This window comes from Paraburkholderia sp. A3BS-1L (genome assembly GCF_051125215.1).
Taxonomy (GTDB): Bacteria; Pseudomonadota; Gammaproteobacteria; order Burkholderiales; family Burkholderiaceae; genus Paraburkholderia.
Genome location: NZ_CP120442.1, coordinates 1,143,813 through 1,160,320, shown reverse-complemented (window position 1 = coordinate 1,160,320; position 16,508 = coordinate 1,143,813). Strand labels below are relative to the sequence as shown.

At 65.6% G+C, this 16,508-nt stretch carries 19 protein-coding genes; 10 read left to right on the top strand and 9 right to left on the bottom strand.

What is annotated here, in order from left to right:
• Positions 1–10: 10 nt before the first annotated feature.
• From P5W99_RS05220 to P5W99_RS05205, 4 genes are all read right to left on the bottom strand, one after another.
• Positions 11–664 carry a phosphatidylserine decarboxylase gene (locus tag P5W99_RS05220; RefSeq protein ID WP_434662132.1) on the bottom strand — a complete coding sequence of 218 codons (654 nt, stop codon included), beginning with the start codon at positions 662–664 and terminating at the stop codon, positions 11–13.
• 138 nt (positions 665–802) lie between these two features.
• On the bottom strand, positions 803–1,819 hold the full coding sequence (gene ilvC, locus P5W99_RS05215; RefSeq protein WP_129561589.1) for a ketol-acid reductoisomerase: 1,017 nt from the start codon (positions 1,817–1,819) through the stop codon (positions 803–805).
• Between the two features lie 138 nt (positions 1,820–1,957).
• On the bottom strand, positions 1,958–2,449 hold the full coding sequence (ilvN, locus tag P5W99_RS05210) for an acetolactate synthase small subunit (protein WP_028226244.1): 492 nt from the start codon (positions 2,447–2,449) through the stop codon (positions 1,958–1,960).
• A gap of 115 nt (positions 2,450–2,564) precedes the next feature.
• Positions 2,565–4,340: an acetolactate synthase 3 catalytic subunit gene (locus P5W99_RS05205; protein WP_421079576.1), complete on the bottom strand. Its 1,776-nt coding sequence runs from the start codon at positions 4,338–4,340 to the stop codon at positions 2,565–2,567.
• Between the two features lie 426 nt (positions 4,341–4,766).
• On the opposite strand from P5W99_RS05205, the gene P5W99_RS05200 reads away from it, so the two are divergent.
• From P5W99_RS05200 to P5W99_RS05155, 10 genes are all read left to right on the top strand, one after another.
• Positions 4,767–5,330, top strand: coding sequence for an RNA polymerase sigma factor (locus P5W99_RS05200; RefSeq protein ID WP_421079219.1), 564 nt, complete (start codon positions 4,767–4,769; stop codon positions 5,328–5,330).
• Positions 5,327–5,764, top strand: coding sequence for a DUF3619 family protein (locus P5W99_RS05195; protein WP_434662130.1), 438 nt, complete (start codon positions 5,327–5,329; stop codon positions 5,762–5,764). The genes P5W99_RS05200 and P5W99_RS05195 overlap by 4 nt, the downstream gene beginning before the upstream one ends.
• 17 nt (positions 5,765–5,781) lie before the next feature.
• Complete coding sequence (locus P5W99_RS05190) at positions 5,782–6,588, top strand: DUF3106 domain-containing protein (protein WP_434662129.1); 807 nt, start codon at positions 5,782–5,784, stop codon at positions 6,586–6,588.
• Positions 6,589–6,738: 150 nt separating this feature from the next.
• A complete protein-coding gene (locus P5W99_RS05185; RefSeq protein ID WP_434662450.1) occupies positions 6,739–7,290 on the top strand; it encodes an RDD family protein in 552 nt (183 codons plus the stop codon).
• A gap of 225 nt (positions 7,291–7,515) precedes the next feature.
• On the top strand, positions 7,516–8,469 hold the full coding sequence (locus P5W99_RS05180; RefSeq protein ID WP_434662127.1) for a UDP-2,3-diacylglucosamine diphosphatase: 954 nt from the start codon (positions 7,516–7,518) through the stop codon (positions 8,467–8,469).
• A 77-nt stretch (positions 8,470–8,546) separates the two neighbouring features.
• The gene (locus tag P5W99_RS05175; protein ID WP_434662125.1) at positions 8,547–9,578 is read left to right on the top strand and encodes a glycosyltransferase family 4 protein; all 1,032 of its coding nucleotides are present in this window, start codon (positions 8,547–8,549) and stop codon (positions 9,576–9,578) included.
• Between the two features lie 166 nt (positions 9,579–9,744).
• Positions 9,745–10,317 carry a diacylglycerol kinase gene (locus tag P5W99_RS05170; RefSeq protein WP_421079575.1) on the top strand — a complete coding sequence of 191 codons (573 nt, stop codon included), beginning with the start codon at positions 9,745–9,747 and terminating at the stop codon, positions 10,315–10,317.
• Between the two features lie 200 nt (positions 10,318–10,517).
• Complete coding sequence (locus P5W99_RS05165) at positions 10,518–11,276, top strand: TetR/AcrR family transcriptional regulator (protein WP_421079215.1); 759 nt, start codon at positions 10,518–10,520, stop codon at positions 11,274–11,276.
• Positions 11,273–11,857 (top strand): TIGR00730 family Rossman fold protein, encoded by a 585-nt coding sequence (locus tag P5W99_RS05160; RefSeq protein WP_421023541.1) that lies wholly within the window; start codon positions 11,273–11,275, stop codon positions 11,855–11,857. Before P5W99_RS05165 ends, P5W99_RS05160 begins: the two co-directional genes overlap by 4 nt.
• 124 nt (positions 11,858–11,981) lie before the next feature.
• Positions 11,982–12,728: an SDR family oxidoreductase gene (locus P5W99_RS05155; RefSeq protein ID WP_421023540.1), complete on the top strand. Its 747-nt coding sequence runs from the start codon at positions 11,982–11,984 to the stop codon at positions 12,726–12,728.
• Positions 12,729–12,759: 31 nt separating this feature from the next.
• Here P5W99_RS05155 and P5W99_RS05150 read toward each other — a convergent pair whose 3' ends face one another.
• The 5 genes from P5W99_RS05150 to P5W99_RS05130 all read right to left on the bottom strand — a co-directional run bounded on the left by P5W99_RS05150 (position 12,760) and on the right by P5W99_RS05130 (position 16,308).
• Positions 12,760–13,380, bottom strand: a complete 621-nt coding sequence (locus tag P5W99_RS05150; protein WP_421079214.1) for a DUF924 family protein — start codon at positions 13,378–13,380, stop codon at positions 12,760–12,762.
• Positions 13,377–14,120, bottom strand: a complete 744-nt coding sequence (locus P5W99_RS05145; RefSeq protein WP_421023538.1) for an alanyl-tRNA editing protein — start codon at positions 14,118–14,120, stop codon at positions 13,377–13,379. Before P5W99_RS05145 ends, P5W99_RS05150 begins: the two co-directional genes overlap by 4 nt.
• Positions 14,121–14,267: 147 nt before the next feature.
• The gene (locus tag P5W99_RS05140) at positions 14,268–14,678 is read right to left on the bottom strand and encodes a group II truncated hemoglobin (protein ID WP_421079213.1); all 411 of its coding nucleotides are present in this window, start codon (positions 14,676–14,678) and stop codon (positions 14,268–14,270) included.
• 152 nt (positions 14,679–14,830) lie between these two features.
• Positions 14,831–15,142, bottom strand: a complete 312-nt coding sequence (locus P5W99_RS05135; protein ID WP_421079212.1) for a Zn-ribbon domain-containing OB-fold protein — start codon at positions 15,140–15,142, stop codon at positions 14,831–14,833.
• On the bottom strand, positions 15,139–16,308 hold the full coding sequence (locus P5W99_RS05130; RefSeq protein ID WP_421079211.1) for a thiolase family protein: 1,170 nt from the start codon (positions 16,306–16,308) through the stop codon (positions 15,139–15,141). Before P5W99_RS05130 ends, P5W99_RS05135 begins: the two co-directional genes overlap by 4 nt.
• Positions 16,309–16,508 lie beyond the last annotated feature (200 nt).

Below are 16,508 nucleotides of genomic sequence, written 5' to 3'. Positions count from 1 at the left end.
GCTGCCCTCCTTATGCCGATTGCGTCGGCAGTTCGGCGAGGATCGTCGACGAAGCGGACACCTTTTCGCCGATCGACACGTGCGGGCGGCTGCCAACCGGCAAATACACGTCCACGCGCGAGCCGAAGCGGATGAAGCCGTAGCGCTGGCCGCGCGAGAGCGGTTCGCCGGCGCGCACGTAGCAGAGAATGCGGCGCGCGATGAGGCCGGCGATCTGCACCGAGGTGACGGTCGTGCCGTCGGCCATCGTCAGGACGACTGCGTTGCGCTCATTTTCGGTCGAGGCCTTGTCGATGGCGGCGTTCAGGTACGCACCCGGGAAGTACTCGACCTTCGCGACGGCGCCGTCCACGGGCGAGCGCTGCGAGTGCACGTTGAACACATTCATGAACACGCTGATCTTGAGCGCTTCACGGTTGGCGTACGGGTCGTGTGCGGTTTCGACCGCAACGATGCGGCCGTCGGCCGGGCACAGCACGGCATTGGCCTGGGTGGGGATCGGGCGCGGCGGATCGCGGAAGAACTGGACGACGAAGATCAGGATCAGCCAGAACGGCCATGCGAGACCGAAGCCTGCGACCGCATGGATCAGGAGCGCAACGACGGCCGCAATGGCGATGAACGGCCAGCCTTCGCGCGCGATGATCGGATGAGGGTAATTCATGGTGGCTTCGCTGTTATTTTAAAAACCGTAGCATAACAAAAGCCGCCCAGGGTTCATCCCACCTGGGCGGCTTTCTTTGATACCGGGCGTCGTGCAATGCGGCAAATCCGCACGCACGACCAGAACGGCTCCGTCAGATCAGTTCTTCGACTGGTCGACGAGCTTGTTCGCGGCGATCCACGGCATCATCGCGCGCAGCTTGGCACCGACCACTTCGATCTGGTGCTCGGCGCCGAGGCGGCGGCGCGACTGCAGCGTCGGCGCGCCGGCCTTGTTCTCGAGAATGAAGCTCTTCGCGTACTCGCCGGTCTGGATGTCCTTCAGGACGTCCTTCATGACCTTCTTCGTCTCTTCCGTGACGACGCGCGGGCCGGTCACGTACTCGCCGTACTCGGCGTTGTTCGAGATCGAGTAGTTCATGTTCGCGATGCCGCCTTCGTAGATCAGGTCGACGATCAGCTTCAGTTCGTGCAGGCACTCGAAGTACGCCATTTCCGGCGCGTAGCCGGCTTCCACCAGCGTTTCGAAGCCAGCCTTGATCAGCTCGACCGTACCGCCGCACAGCACGGCCTGCTCGCCGAACAGGTCGGTTTCGGTTTCTTCGCGGAAGTTCGTTTCGATGATGCCGGCACGACCGCCGCCGTTCGCTGCCGCGTACGACAGGGCGATGTCACGCGCCGCGCCCGACTTGTCCTGGTGGACAGCGATCAGGTGGGGCACGCCGCCGCCTTGCGAGTAGGTGCCGCGAACCGTGTGGCCCGGCGCCTTCGGCGCGATCATGATGACGTCCAGATCCGCGCGCGGGATCACCTGGCCGTAGTGCACGTTGAAGCCGTGAGCGAACGCGAGCGCTGCGCCGTTCTTGATGTTCGCGTGAACTTCCTTCGCGTAGACGTCGGCGATCTGCTCGTCGGGCAGCAGCATCATGACGACGTCGGCGCTCTTCACCGCTTCGGCCACTTCCTTGACCTGCAGGCCGGCGTTCTCAGCCTTGCTCCACGATGCGCCGTTCTTGCGCAGACCGACCGTGACGTTCACGCCGCTTTCCTTCAGGTTCAGCGCGTGGGCGTGGCCTTGCGAGCCGTAACCGATGATCGTGACCTGCTTGCCCTTGATGAGGGAGAGATCGGCGTCCTTGTCGTAGAAAACTTTCATGTTGGTTCCTTGGCGAGATACTTGATGAATTTCGGTATTGCTATCAGCTTGCGCTGCACCGGATGCGTCGCTCTTGCGCTCGGCACCCGGTCGAGTTGCGGTGCATGATCCGACAAACCCGCAAAAAAAGATCGGGGGTCACACCTTCAGAATGCGCTCTCCGCGCCCGATGCCCGAGCCGCCCGTACGAACGGTTTCGAGAATCGCAGCGGCGTCGATCGCTTCGATGAACGCGTCGAGCTTGTCGCTCGCACCCGTCAGTTCGATCGTATAAGTCTTTTCGGTGACGTCGATGATACGGCCGCGGAAAATGTCCGCCATCCGCTTCATCTCCTCGCGTTCCTTGCCGACCGCCCTGACCTTGATCAGCATCAGCTCGCGCTCGATGTGGGCGCCCTCGGTCAGGTCGACCACTTTCACCACCTCAATCAGGCGGTTCAGATGCTTCGTGATCTGTTCGATCACGTCGTCCGAGCCAATGGAAACGATGGTCATGCGCGACAGCGAACGGTCTTCGGTCGGCGCCACCGTCAAGGTTTCAATGTTGTAGCCGCGTGCGGAGAAGAGGCCGACCACGCGCGAGAGCGCGCCCGGCTCGTTTTCCAGCAAAACGGAAATGATGTGTCTCATGATGTGATCCGCGAATTATCCAGTTTGACGAGGCTGCCGCCCTTCCCCGCGAACCCGCACGCCCGTTGTGTGGACGCGCGCCGCGCGAGGTTGGTGCGGCGCCGTGCAAATACCGTTAGAGGTCTTCCGAGCCGAGCAGCATCTCGGTGATGCCCTTGCCGGCCTGTACCATCGGCCAGACGTTTTCGGAAGGGTCGGTCTGGAAATCGAGGAACACCGTGCGGTCCTTCAGGCGCAGCGCTTCCTTGAGCGCCGGCTCCACATCAGCCGTCTTTTCGATCCGCATGCCGACGTGGCCATACGCTTCGGCGAGCTTCACGAAGTCAGGCAGCGCATCCATGTACGAATGCGAATAGCGCTTGCTGTATTCGATCTGCTGCCACTGGCGAACCATGCCGAGGTAGCGGTTGTTCAGCGAAATGATCTTCACGGGCGTGTCGTACTGCTTGCAGGTCGACAGCTCCTGAATGCACATCTGGATCGAGCCTTCGCCCGTGATGCACAGCACGTCGGAGTCGGGATGCGCCATCTTCACGCCCATCGCCGCCGGCAGGCCGAAGCCCATGGTGCCTAGGCCACCCGAGTTGATCCAGCGGCGCGGCTCGTTGAAGCGATAGAACTGCGCCGCCCACATCTGGTGCTGGCCCACGTCCGAACACACGAACGCGTTGCCGCCCGTGAGCTCCCACGCCTTTTCCACCACGTACTGCGGCTTGATGATGTCGCTCGAGCGGTCGAATTTCAGGCAGTTCTTCTCGCGCCAGCCTTCGATGTCCTTCCACCAATCGGCGAGGGCCGCCGTATCGGGGCCGTGCTCGGCGTGCTGAAGCTGCTCGATGAGCTCCTTGAGCACTTCCTTCACGTCGCCGACGATAGGGATATCGACCTTCACGCGCTTCGAGATCGACGACGGGTCGATGTCGATATGAATGATCTTGCGCGGACGCGAAGCAAAGTGATGCGGGTCGCCGATCACGCGGTCGTCGAAGCGAGCGCCGATCGCGATCAGCACGTCGCAGTGCTGCATCGCCATGTTGGCTTCGTAGGTGCCGTGCATGCCGAGCATGCCGAGGAACTTGCGGTCGCTCGCGCGGTAGCCGCCCAGACCCATCAGCGTGTTCGTGACCGGGTAGCCGAGCAGGTCGGCGAACTGGTTCAGTTCGCGCGACGCATCCGCGAGGATGATGCCGCCGCCGGTGTAGATATACGGACGCTTGGCCGAGAGGAGCAGCGAGACCGCCTTGCGGATCTGCCCCGAATGGCCCTTGGTGACCGGGTTGTACGAACGCAGCGCGACGTTTTTAATCGGTTCATACGTGCACGGCGTCTTCGACACGTCCTTCGGGATGTCGATCAGCACGGGGCCGGGACGGCCGGTGCGCGCAATGTAGAAAGCTTTCTTGACGGTAGCGGCGAGATCGCGCACGTCCTTCACGAGGAAGTTGTGCTTCACGCAGGGACGCGTGATGCCGACCGTGTCGCACTCCTGGAAGGCGTCCTGACCAATCGCGGCGGTAGGCACCTGGCCGCTGATGATCACCATCGGGATCGAGTCCATATAGGCGGTCGCGATGCCCGTCACCGCATTGGTGACGCCAGGCCCCGAGGTCACGAGACACACGCCGACCTTGCCGGTCGAACGCGCGTAGGCGTCGGCCGCATGCACGGCTGCCTGTTCGTGGCGCACGAGAACGTGCTGGATCTTGTCCTGCTTGTACAGCTCGTCGTAAATGTAAAGTACCGAGCCGCCGGGGTAGCCCCAAATGAATTCGACCTGCTCGTCGGCGAGCGCCTTCATCAGCACGGTTCCGCCGATGGACGTATGAGCTTGGGAGTCAGATTCTTGCGAGGGGGGGACCGACGTGGAGAATTCCGCGCTGGGCATATTCATCATTCACCTTTCGAAATTTCGGCAAAAATTTGATCGGGTGCTCTCTGCCGGGCTTGTGGCTCGGGTTCAAGCGGCGCGTCCAGTTGACAGATGAGCCTCATGGGCCACACCTGAATTGAGACAAGTCACTTATGTTGCGAACCATCGACGATATCGTTTACTCATTGTTTGGTCAAGCAATTCCTGGAACTTTCGCGCGTTTCGGGCATAAATGTTGCGCGCAGGCCCAACCCGCTCGCGGGCCGATGCACAGCGGGCCCCGCCGCGCCGGGTGCGAGTAGTGCCCGCACGGCATCCGTCATGGTGACTTGACGCAGCGGACCGGCCATGGGCTACCCGAACGGCCTGAAAATTTGCTAGCATCCGCGAGTTTTACGACATTTTTCGAACGATTACGCGTACGCTGGTGGCGGCGCCCTGCAACGGATGGCATCAGACAAGGAACTCGCCGACTTCCTGGCGGGCGTCGAAAGACGCGCGTTCAAGCAGACGGTCTACGCCGTGCGCGACGACGACGCCTCGCTCGATATCGTGCAGGACGCGATGATCAAGCTCGCGGAAAAGTACGGAGACCGCCCCGCCGCCGAACTGCCCCTGCTGTTCCAGCGCATCTTGCAGAACACCATGCACGACCATTTCCGTCGGCAGAAGGTGCGCAATACCTGGGTAAGTCTCTTCTCCTCGCTCGGCAATGCCGAGGATGAGGAATTCGACATCCTCGAAACCTTCGAGGCCGAGTCGGGTTCGGCAGGCGCGGAAAGCAGCGAGCAGCAGATCGAGCGCGCGCAGGTGCTCAACCTGATCGACGAAGAGGTCCAGAAATTACCGGCACGTCAACGAGAAGCGTTTCTGATGCGTTACTGGGAAGATATGGATGTCGCCGAAACCGCCGCCGCCATGGGCTGTTCCGAAGGGAGCGTGAAAACGCACTGTTCGCGGGCCACCCACACGCTGGCTCAAGCGCTCAAGGCCAAAGGAATCACGCTATGAGCTCCGCCCTTGACAATAAAGAAACAGAATTCGTGCAGGCAATGCGCCGCGCGCTCGACGAAAGCGCCGCAGGCCTGCCCGCTGCCACTACCGCCCGTCTCGCTGCTGCCCGCAAGGTCGCGCTGAGCCGCAAGAAAGCCGAGCAACCGGTGTTCGTGCGCGCGCCGTCGTTGGCGGCCGCGGGCGCCGGCACGCTTCCCGGCGCCGCGCAAGGCGGCCTCAAACCGCCCCGCCGGCGTTCCGCGCTCGCGCGCTTCGCACTCGCCTGGCCGCTCGCGGCACTGGTGGCGGGGCTGTTCGCCATTGCGTACTTCGAAGACCAACAACGTACCGCGGAACTCGCCGATATCGACGCGGCCATGCTGAGCGACGATCTACCGCTCACGGCCTACCTCGACCACGGGTTCAACGCGTATCTGTCGCGCGCGCACTGAAGCGGGGGATTCACGGGGTGAGTTACAAGCGCGGCTTGGCCGTTGTCATTGGAACCGTAGTCGCGGCGCTCGTATCGTATGTGGCGACGTATCCGCGCTTTCATCCCGCGCCGGCCGCCGGGCCCGTTGCCGCGGCGCCGGTGCAATCCCAGGCTTCCAGCGTCGGGGCACCGGCTGCCGCGCCTGTGCTGCCCGAAAACGCCGGCCCGCTGTCCTGGGCGCGCCTCACGGACGCCCAGCGCGCGGCGCTCGCGCCCTTTGCCGGCGAATGGGACACGTTCAGCGACGCGCGCAAGCGCAAGTGGCTGAGAATCGCCACACGTTACCCGAAGATGTCGCCAGAAGCGCAAAAGCGCCTCCAGGAACGCATGACCGAATGGGTGCGCATGACGCCTGAGCAGCGCCGCGTGGCGCGCGAGAACTATCAGGTGTCCAAGGAACTGACCGCACAGGCGCGCCAGCGTGCGTGGAAGGCCTATCAGCAGCTTCCCGAAGAGCAGAAAGAGCACCTCGCCGCCAGCGAGCGCAAGCGCCGCACCGTGGTCAGCGCGCCGCCGAGCGGCAACAAGAGCGAGATTCGCGACATCGGACGGCTCGTGAACGAGCGCGAGCACGGCGTGCGGGCGCGCACGGCGTCCGGCGCCTCCGGGGCGCGAGGCGCGTCCTCGCCGGCGCAGCCTGGTCAGCCGGGTACCTCCGGGCAACTCCCGACGCCGCCCGCTGCCGCGCTCGCAGCCAGCATCCCCGCGGCGGGCAGCTTCGTGCCGGCCATTCCCATACCGGTATCGCCCGCCGAGGCGCCTGCGGCATTCAAGGGATCCTGAGCGCGCGCTTGTACGCTCCGTGCGTCGCCCTTCGCGGGCGCCAGCGCGTTTTCCCGCGTTACTCACCGCAGCGCTTAGCGTTTATCCTCACGGTGTCCCGTCCCATATCTGCATCGCGACGCCGCCGTGACCGAACCCGTCTCCGCCACCGTGCCCGCCGCAAGCGTTGCGCAACGCTCGGCATCCGCATACGCAGCAACGCCTGACGCACAGCCGCCCTCACCCTTGCCACCCGTTACCGTGCGGCGAAGGCTCGCCGCGCTCGTCTACGAAGCTGTGCTGCTATTTGGCGTGATCTTCGCCGCCGGACTCGCGTTCAGCCTCGTTTTGCAACAGCGCAACGGCTACACCCATCATCGGCTGATGGCCGCGTGGATCGCCTTCGTGGCGGCGGTCTATTTCGTCGGCTTGTGGCATCGCGGCGGGCAAACGCTGCCGATGAAGACCTGGCGCCTGCGCGTAGTCGGCCCCGACGGCGCCCCGCCCTCGCTCGCCCGCGCCACCCTTCGCTACTTCGCTGCGTGGCTGTGGTTTTTGCCGCCGCTCGCGCTACATCCGCTCCTGAACCTTTCGGTACCGCATACGCTCGTGCTCGAAGCCGTCTGGTTCGCGTTGTGGGCCGCGAGCGCGCGCTTCGCGCCCGGACGCCAGTTCCTGCACGACAGGATCGCCGGGACACGCATCGTCGCCCTGCCGAGGTAAGCCCAGACGCCAGCGCCGCCGCTCCGCCCCGTCATCGAACCGTCACGGCACGTCGCGGCTGCGCTGCCGTTCGCGCAGGCCACCATGCCGCCGCCAGCCCCCGCGCGGCTTCGCGCGCGCCTCCGGATTCTCACAAGGACTGCGTAACAAGACCTTCTTGTGACTGTCACGTCGACGTCACGGCTTCATGGCGCAATGCGCGTATTGCAACCTGCCGCGTGTGCCATGGCCCAGAAGACGTCCGCGACCTCATTATTCCGGCAGACCACCGGGCCGGGCGCCGACCCCGCCGCCTTCCACCCCGGTCCCGGCGCAGCAGCGCCCGCACTGCCCCTGCCTTTGCCCCTGAACGGCGCGCCGTCTCCCGCCGCCCACGACGACGATCACCCCGCCCCGCACCGCTATCGCACGATCTGGCTCTCCGACATTCATCTGGGCACCAACGGCTGCCAGGCGAACTATCTGCTCGACTTCCTGCGCCACAACGAGTCGGAGTATCTGTATCTGGTGGGCGACATCATCGACGGCTGGCAACTGCGCAAGGGCTGGTACTGGCCGCAGGCGCACAACGACGTCGTGCAGAAAATCCTGCGCAAGGCGCGCAAGGGCACCCAGGTGGTCTACATCCCCGGCAATCACGACGAAGGCGCGCGCCAGTTCTGCAACCTCGCGTTCGGCGACATCCACGTGCGCGAGGAGGCGTTCCACACGACGCTCTCCGGCAAGCGCCTGTGGGTCGTGCACGGCGATCTCTTCGATGGGGTGATCCAGCACGCCAAATGGCTCGCCTATCTCGGCGACTCGGCCTACACGATGATTCTGGTGCTGAACCGCTGGTTCAACCGCATCCGCGCGCGCATGGGCTTCCAGTACTGGTCGCTCTCGCAGTACCTCAAGCACCAGGTCAAGAACGCGGTGAACTTCATCTCGTCGTTCGAGAGCGTGATGACCGACGAAGCGCGTCGTCGCGGCTGCGACGGCGTGGTCTGCGGCCACATCCACAAAGCCGAGATCCGCGAGATCGACGACGTGCTCTATTGCAACGACGGCGACTGGGTGGAAAGCCTTTCGGCGCTCGTCGAGACCTTCGAGGGCGAGCTGCGCATCGTCTACTGGACCGTAATGCAGTCGCCCGAAGCCCAGCGCGCGGCGCGCAAGCAGCGCGTGAGCGCGGCCTGAACCACGCTGGAACACGCTTAAGCCGCACCCGCCACAACCCGCCATTCCAACCCACGTAACCCGAGAGCCGACGACCAATGAAAGTGATGATCGTGACCGATGCATGGGAGCCGCAAGTCAACGGCGTGGTACGGACGCTGAAGAACACCACGCGCGAACTCATCGCGCTCGGGCATCAGGTCGAATTGCTCACGCCGCTCGAGTTCCGCACAGTGCCGTGCCCGACGTACCCGGAAATCCGGCTCTCGCTGATGCCGGGACGCCATCTGCGCAAGCGCATCGACGCGTTCGGCCCCGACGCCATCCACGTCGCCACCGAAGGCCCGCTCGGGCTGGCCGCGCGCCGCTACGCCATCGACCACGACCTGCCGTTCACGACCGCCTATCACACGCGCTTTCCCGAGTACGTGCAGGCGCGCTTCGGCATTCCGCTCGAAGCGACCTACCGCTTCCTGCGCTGGTTCCACAAGCCCTCGCTCGCGGTGATGGCGCCCACGCCCGTCGTCAAGACCGACCTCGAGAAGTTCGGCTTCACGAACGTCGTGCTGTGGACGCGCGGCGTCGATCTCGACATCTTCCGGCCGATGGAGTCGAAGGTGCTCAACACGGCGCGCCCGATCTTCCTCTACGTGGGGCGCGTGGCCGTGGAAAAGAATGTCGAAGCCTTCCTCAAGCTCGATCTGCCGGGCTCGAAGTGGGTCTGCGGCGAAGGCCCGGCGCTCGCCGAGCTCAGGTCGCGCTATCCCCTGGCCAACTACCTGGGCGTGCTGAGCCAGCCCGAGCTCGCAAAGGTCTATGCCGCCGCCGACGTGTTCGTATTCCCGAGCCGCACCGATACCTTCGGCCTCGTGCTGCTCGAAGCGCTCGCCTGCGGCACGCCGGTGGCCGCCTACCCGGTCACGGGTCCGATCGACGTGCTGGGCACGGGCGGCGCAGGTGCCATGAACGCGGATCTGCGCGACGCTTGCCTCGAAGCCCTCAAGATCGATCGCGCCGCGGCGCGCGCGTGGGCCGAGCGCTTTTCGTGGACGGCCGCATCGGAGCAGTTCGCCTCGCACCTGAAGCCGCGCTCGAGCGCCCGCATGCAGGAATCGGGCGCGGCGGCCTGAGCGCCGCCTCGAATACCGCCTGCAGCCCACAGCGAAGCCGATGACCCGCATCCGCCCCGCACCTGGCGCCACCGTCGACGCCGACGATGGCGGCCAGACGCTCACAGCCGCGCCCCGCGCAGCGGACGAGGACGCGTGCGATACTGCGGCATCGACTTCGCCTGTTATGGCCCCACGTCCTTCATCCCCCTCCAAGGCGCCCCCGCCGCTCGCGTCTTCGCGCGCGGGCGAACGCCCCGCGCCGCATCGCGAACCGCCCGGACCAACCGAGCCGCTGGAGCCCGCGCATCTGCACGAGCCGCTCGGCCCGGACGATCCGTTGGCCCCACTGCCGTTCAACCCCTATAAGGGCAACCGCGGCGTGATGCGCGCCTGGCACGCGCTCAAATATTCGATCAAGGGTTTTCGCGTCGCCATCCGCGAGGAAAGCGCGTTTCGCCAGGAGCTCACGCTCGCGGCGATCCTCGTGCCCATCGGCGTGCTGGTGCCGGTCGAGCCGGTCGAGCGCGTGCTGCTGCTCGGCTCGGTGATGCTGGTGCTGATCGTCGAGCTGCTCAATTCGAGCATCGAAAACGCCGTCGACCGCATCGGCCTCGAACGCAACGAACTTTCGGGCCGCGCCAAGGATCTCGGCAGCGCGGCGGTCACGGTCGCGCTCCTCACCTGCGTGATGGCGTGGGGATTGATCCTCGTGCCACGCTTCGGCCCCGCGCTGCTGCACTGGCTCGGCGCGCGCTGAGCCCCGCACCCGTCCCGCACTGCACGCCCCTTTCCCGGCGTTCATGCCCCGCCTGCCGGACAGGGGTGGATAGACGCCGGGATCGTCGGTTTATAATCGAACGACAGTCTTAAAAAACGACCACCCGCGACCGGGCACGCGACGCTTCGCACCTGCGACAGCGTTGCCGGCCCAGCGCCGCACATCCAAGGCCGGACGACATGGATTCAAAACCTCCCCGCCGTACACGCGAACGGATTCTTGAGCTGTCGTTGAAACTGTTCAACGAGATCGGCGAGCCCAACGTCACCACGACAACCATCGCCGAGGAAATGGAGATCAGTCCAGGCAACCTGTACTACCACTTCCGCAACAAAGACGACATCATCAACAGCATCTTCGGCCAGTTCGAGCAGGAGATCGAAAAGCGTCTGCGCTTTCCGGACGACCATCGCGCCACCATCGACGAAATGTGGGCGTACCTGCAGTACATGGTCGATTTCACGTGGCGTTACCGCTTCCTCTACCGCGACCTGAACGACCTGCTCGCACGCAATCGCACGCTGGAGATGCATTTCAAGCAGATCATCAGCCACAAGGTGCACTTCGCGAAGCAGTTCTGCGAGCAACTCGTGGAAGACGGCGAGATGGTCGCCACGGCCGCCGAGATCGACGTGATCTCGACCAATATCGGCGTGATAGCCACCTACTGGCTCTCCTACCAGTTCGTGATGAACCCGCGCAAATACAACGACCAGGAAGCGATCCAGGACGAGCTGCACCAGGTGAGCGTGCAGATCATCTCGCTGATGGCGCCTTATCTGCGTGGCCGCGCGCGCCAGCTCTTCGACGATCTCGTCTCGGGCAAGCTGCCCAAGCGGCAGTTCTACGATTACCTGCCGCCACGCGAAAGCGCGACGGGAGCGACAGGCGTGGCAGGCGTGGCAGGCACCAAGGACAACAAGGATTTCCGCGCATGAAAGCAGTTTGCGTATATTGCGGCTCCTCGATGGGAGCCCGACCGGTCTATGACGAAGCGGCGCAGGCGTTCGGGCGCGCGCTCGTCGATGCCAATCTCGCGCTCGTCTACGGCGGCGGCAAGGTGGGCCTGATGGGCGTGATCGCCGACACCGTGATGGCCCATGGCGGCCGCGCGATCGGCGTGATTCCCGAGCTGCTGGTCGACAAGGAAGTCGGCCACAACGGCTTGACGGAGCTGCATGTCGTGCCCGACATGCATCAGCGCAAGAAGATGATGGCCGATCTCTCCGATGCGTTCGTCGCCATGCCCGGCGGCGCGGGCACGCTCGAAGAGCTGTTCGAGGTTTACACGTGGGCGCAGCTCGGCTATCACCACAAGCCGGTGGGCGTGCTCAATATCGATCGCTTCTACGACCCGCTCATCGCGCTGCTCGATCACACCGTGCGCGAAGGCTTCATGCGCCAGACCTATTTCGAGCTGCTGCAGATCGACAGCGACCCCGCCGCGCTGATCGGCAAGCTCAGGCACTACCACGCACCCGCCAAGGACAAGTGGGCCGATCAGCGCGAGAACGTTTGAGCATTGGGGCGTTTAGGCGCTTTGGGCGCTTTGGGCGCTTTGGGCGGCTGAGCCCGCGCTGATCCGCGCCGCACGCGCATCCCCATGCTACGCATGGACGCCATCGACAGGAGGTGACATCCAGATGGGCAAAGTCGTTCTGATCACAGGCGCGAGCCGCGGCATTGGCCGCGCATGCGCGCGGCTGCTCGGTGCGCACGGCTGGACCGTGGGCGTGAATTATCTGCACAACGAACCGGCCGCTGAGGAAACCGCGGCCGAGGTCGGCCGCGCGGGCGGCCACGCGCGCGTGCTGCGCGGCGACGTCGCCAGCGAGGCGGACGTGGTCGCGATGTTCGACACGCTCGAATCGGCGTATGGGCGCCTCGATGCGCTCGTGAACAATGCGGGCATTGTCGCGCCCGGCTCGCAGCTCGCCGACATGGACGCCGCGCGCCTGAAGCGCATGTTCGACGTGAACGTCTACGGCGCCTTCCTGTGCGCGCGCGAAGCGGCGCGGCGCATGTCGAAGGATCGCGGCGGCGACGGCGGCGCGATCGTGAATGTGTCCTCGGCGGCGGCGCGCCTCGGTTCGCCCAACGAGTACGTCGACTATGCGGCATCCAAAGGCGCCATCGACACGATGACGATCGGCCTCGCCAAGGAGCTCGGTCCGCAGGGCGTGCGCGTGAATGCGGTGCGCCCCGGCCTCATCGACACGGAAATCCATGCGAGCGGCGGCCGGCCCGAGCGCGCGGCCGTGCTCGGCGCGCAAACGCCGCTCGGGCGTCCGGGCAGCGCCGAAGAAGTGGCGCAAACGATCGTGTGGCTCCTGAGCGACGCGGCGTCGTACGTGACGGGCGCCCTGCTCGACGTGAGCGGCGGGCGCTGAGCGATCCGCCCAGCGCGTGAGAACAACGAGTTTAGAACGACGAGCCCGGCTCGCGCAGAAACGCTGCTTCGGCGCTCGTAGTCGCGCGCCCTAGCTGCGCATTGCGGTGCGGGAACCGCCCGAAGCGTTCGATCACGGCCGCGTGGCGCAGCGCGTAATCGTAATAGCCCTTGCATTGCGGATCGTGCGTGAGCTCGCCGAAAAGCCGCAACGACTCGCGCTGCGCTTCGGCGGATTCGGCATGCTCGAACGGCAGATACGCGAACGCCCGATGTTGCAGGCTCGGCAGATGCCGATCGGCGCCACTCTCCACCATCGCGCGCGCAATGCCAAGCGCCTTGTCGTCGGAGGAAAACGCACGCGGCGTGCCGCGATGGCAGTTGCGCGAGAACTGGTCGAGCAGAATCACCAGCGCCAACGCGCCCTCGGGCGTCGCGCACCACGCATCTAGCCCGCCCGCGCACGCGGCGTCGAGCAGCGCACCGAAGCGTTCGCGCAACCGCGCGTCGAACGCCGCGTCCTTGTGAAACCACATCTTGCGCTCGCGACCGAATTCCGCCGAACCCGGCAGGCCGAACCAGAAGTCGAGCACCTCACGCGCGCGCGGATCGAGCCCGTCGTGCGTGCGAGCGAGGTCGGGCGCGGCCCTCATTCAGCCAGCTCCAGCACGAGCCGGCGTGTGCGCGCGCTCTTCTTTTCGAGCTTCGCCACGCGCAAGCGGCCGATCTCTTCGGTATTGCGCACGTGCGTGCCACCGCAGGGCTGGAGGTCGACGTTCTCGATGCGCAGCAGGCGCACGCGCCCGAGCCCCATCGGCGGCTTCACGCTCATCGTGCGCACGAGTTCGGGACGCTGCTGCATTTGCTCGTCGGTGATCCATTCGGTGGCGACGGGATGCGCACCGGCCACCAGTTCGGCGAGACGCGCCTCGACACTCTCGCGCTCGATCGGCTCGACGGTCGCAAAATCCAGGCGCGCATAGTCGGTCGTGATGCTGCAGCCGTCCACCGCATAGGGCAGCACCGCGCACATCAGATGGCTCGCCGTATGCAGCCGCATATGCCGATGACGGCGCGCCCAATCGATTTGCGCGCGCACGCGTTCGCCGGCGGCAAGGCGCGCGAGCAGCGCCTCCTGGCCCGGCGCCGGGACGTGCAGCGCGTCGTCGGGGGTCGCGCCTTCGAATTTGGCCTTGCGTGTGTCGGCGATCGTGATGCGCGTGCCGTCCGCAAGCACGAGCGCGCCCGTGTCGCCGGCCTGCCCGCCGCCGAGCGGATAGAACACGGTCTGGTCGAGCCGCACGCCATCGTCGCCGACGGCGATCACCGTGGCGTCGCACTGCGTGAGATAGGCGTCTTCGCGAAAGAGCGCGCGGGTGGGAGGTGTCGTCATGGGGATCTGTCTCCTGCCGTCAAGGCCGAATCCTGCATTATGGGGACGCACGCAGCGGACCAAAAGACAGGCTGTGCGCGCGCCACCGCCGGACTGTACCGGCGCGCTTACCGGGCCGATCGAGTCGATCGCTTCACGAAGCCCGCCTCAGCCCGGACGATTGCGCATCCAGTCTGCGGTATCGAAAAACGAATGCAGCAGGCGCTCGCGCAGCGCCTCGGCCAGGCCGACATCCTCCATCGCCCAGGCCATGCAGCGCAGCCACTGGTCGCGCTCGGACGAGGCGATGGCGAACGGCAGGTGTCGCGCGCGCAGGCGCGGATGGCCAAAGCGCTCGATGTAGTGGTCCGGGCCGCCGAGCCAGCCGCACAGGAACCAGAACAGCTTGTCGCGCGAGCCATCCAGCGTCTGCGGGTGCATCGCGCGGATGCCGGCAAACTCGGGCTCGAGGTCCATCAGGTCATAAAAACGGTCGACGAGCTCGCGCACGCGCGCCTCGCCGCCGAGGAGTTCGAAGGCCGTGGGTTGCGGGGGCGCTTCGTCGGCTGGATCGGTCATACGGTTCAATCGTTGCGAAATTCGGTTGCGAAATTCGGTTGCCAAAACGGTGTCGGCAAGACGCCTGACGTCCTGCCGGGGAAGCCGCCATTTTCGCATGGCGGCGCAGGCAGTGCGCCGCCCCGTTCCTGCGCCATGCTTGTGATAAGCCGTTAGCGCCCTCGCGCCCACACCCGCATGGCCTCGTCGATGACGAGCGCCACCGCTTCGCCCTCGCGCAGCGCCGTGTCGCTGCGCGCGATCACCACAGGGCCGGCCTCGGCGCGCACGCTGGCGAGGTACACGTCGCTCCCGCCCTGGGCTCCCACACGATGGCGCACCACCGTGCTTTCCTCCACCACGCCGCCACCCGCGGCCTCGCTCGCCCAATCCGCCGCGCCACAGCACGGGCAGCGATAGCGCGCCGGAAACAACGCCTCGCCGCACGCGTTGCAGCGCGGAATCATCAGAACCGTCTCGCTCATGCCGACCTCCTTTCGAGCACGACGGCATTCGCGCACATGCCGTAGCGATACTGCACCATGCCGTAGCCGCTCACGAGCGCGAGCCGCCCCTCATGCACCTGACGCGCGCCGGCCAGGCCCTGAAGCTGCCGGATCGCCTCGACAAGCCCGTGCATGCCGCCCGCCGCACCCGCCTGCCCCGCCGAAAGCTGCCCGCCCGAGGTATTCACCGCCAGCTTGCGCAACGCAATGCGCGCGATCAGCGCGCGCAGGTCGCCGCCGGGCGCGTAGCCGAGATCGGCGAGCTGGATCAGCGTCATCACCGGGTAGTCGTCATAGACCGAAATCACGTCGATGTCGGCGGGCGTGGCCGCAGCCTGTGCCCAGAGCGCGCCGGCGAGCGCGGCAAGACCCGTCTCCAGGCCATCGCCGATCTGATGATCGAGGTTGTAGCGGCATTGCAAGGCGCGTACATGAAGCGGCGCATGCGCGTGTTCGGCCTGCGCTTTCACGAGATCCGCGCGCGCCACCACGACGGCGTTCGCCCCGCACACCACGGGCACGCAATCGAAGCGCCCGAGCGGATCGGCCACGCGCGGCGCCGCGAGATACTCGTCGAGCGTGAGCGGCGCGCGGTACACCGCGCCCGGATTGAGCGCGGCCCACTCGCGCTGGGCCACGCACAACGCGCCGTAATCGCGCGCCTCCAGCCCGTAACGGCGCGCATGGCGTTGCGTGAGCATCGAGAAGAGACTGTTCGGCCCGCCGTTCTCGAGCGGCCGCAGATACGTGCGCGTCGTGAGGTTGTAGTGCTCGACCAGTTGCCGGAAATCGGCGGCTTCGAAGCGGTCGCCGGAAAGCAGCACGATCACCGAGGCGTCGCCGTGCTGCACCGCGCGGATCGCGTGCTGCAACATGTTGATCGCGCTCGCGCCGCCGTGGCAGTCGTCCATGCACCAGCGCGGGCTGATGCCCAGCCGCCAGGCCATGTCGATCGCATGATCGGGCGCGAGCGTGAACGACGCCACGCCAAGCCCGTCCACTTCGCGCGCCCCGAACCCCGATTGCTCGAGCGCCAGCGCAAACGCCTGAGCCAGCAAATCGCCGGTCGTGTGCTCCGGCGCCTGGCGGCGATACGGCACCTCGACGCCACAGACTACGGCAGCGCCTCCGAAATCAGATTCCATGTCCCCTCCTCGCACGGCTTGCCGCCTCGCGTGTCCTGTCCGTGTTCATCTTGCCTCGACTCCTCCGCGTTTTTCCTGCCGCCCCGACCTCGGGCGCACCCGCCTTGACAGCCGGTTTTTTTCATTATCCAATAAAACACATGAATTTTCATATTTTCGAGTCTAAAGGGTTTACGCGGGGGGTCTCGCGGACGTTCACA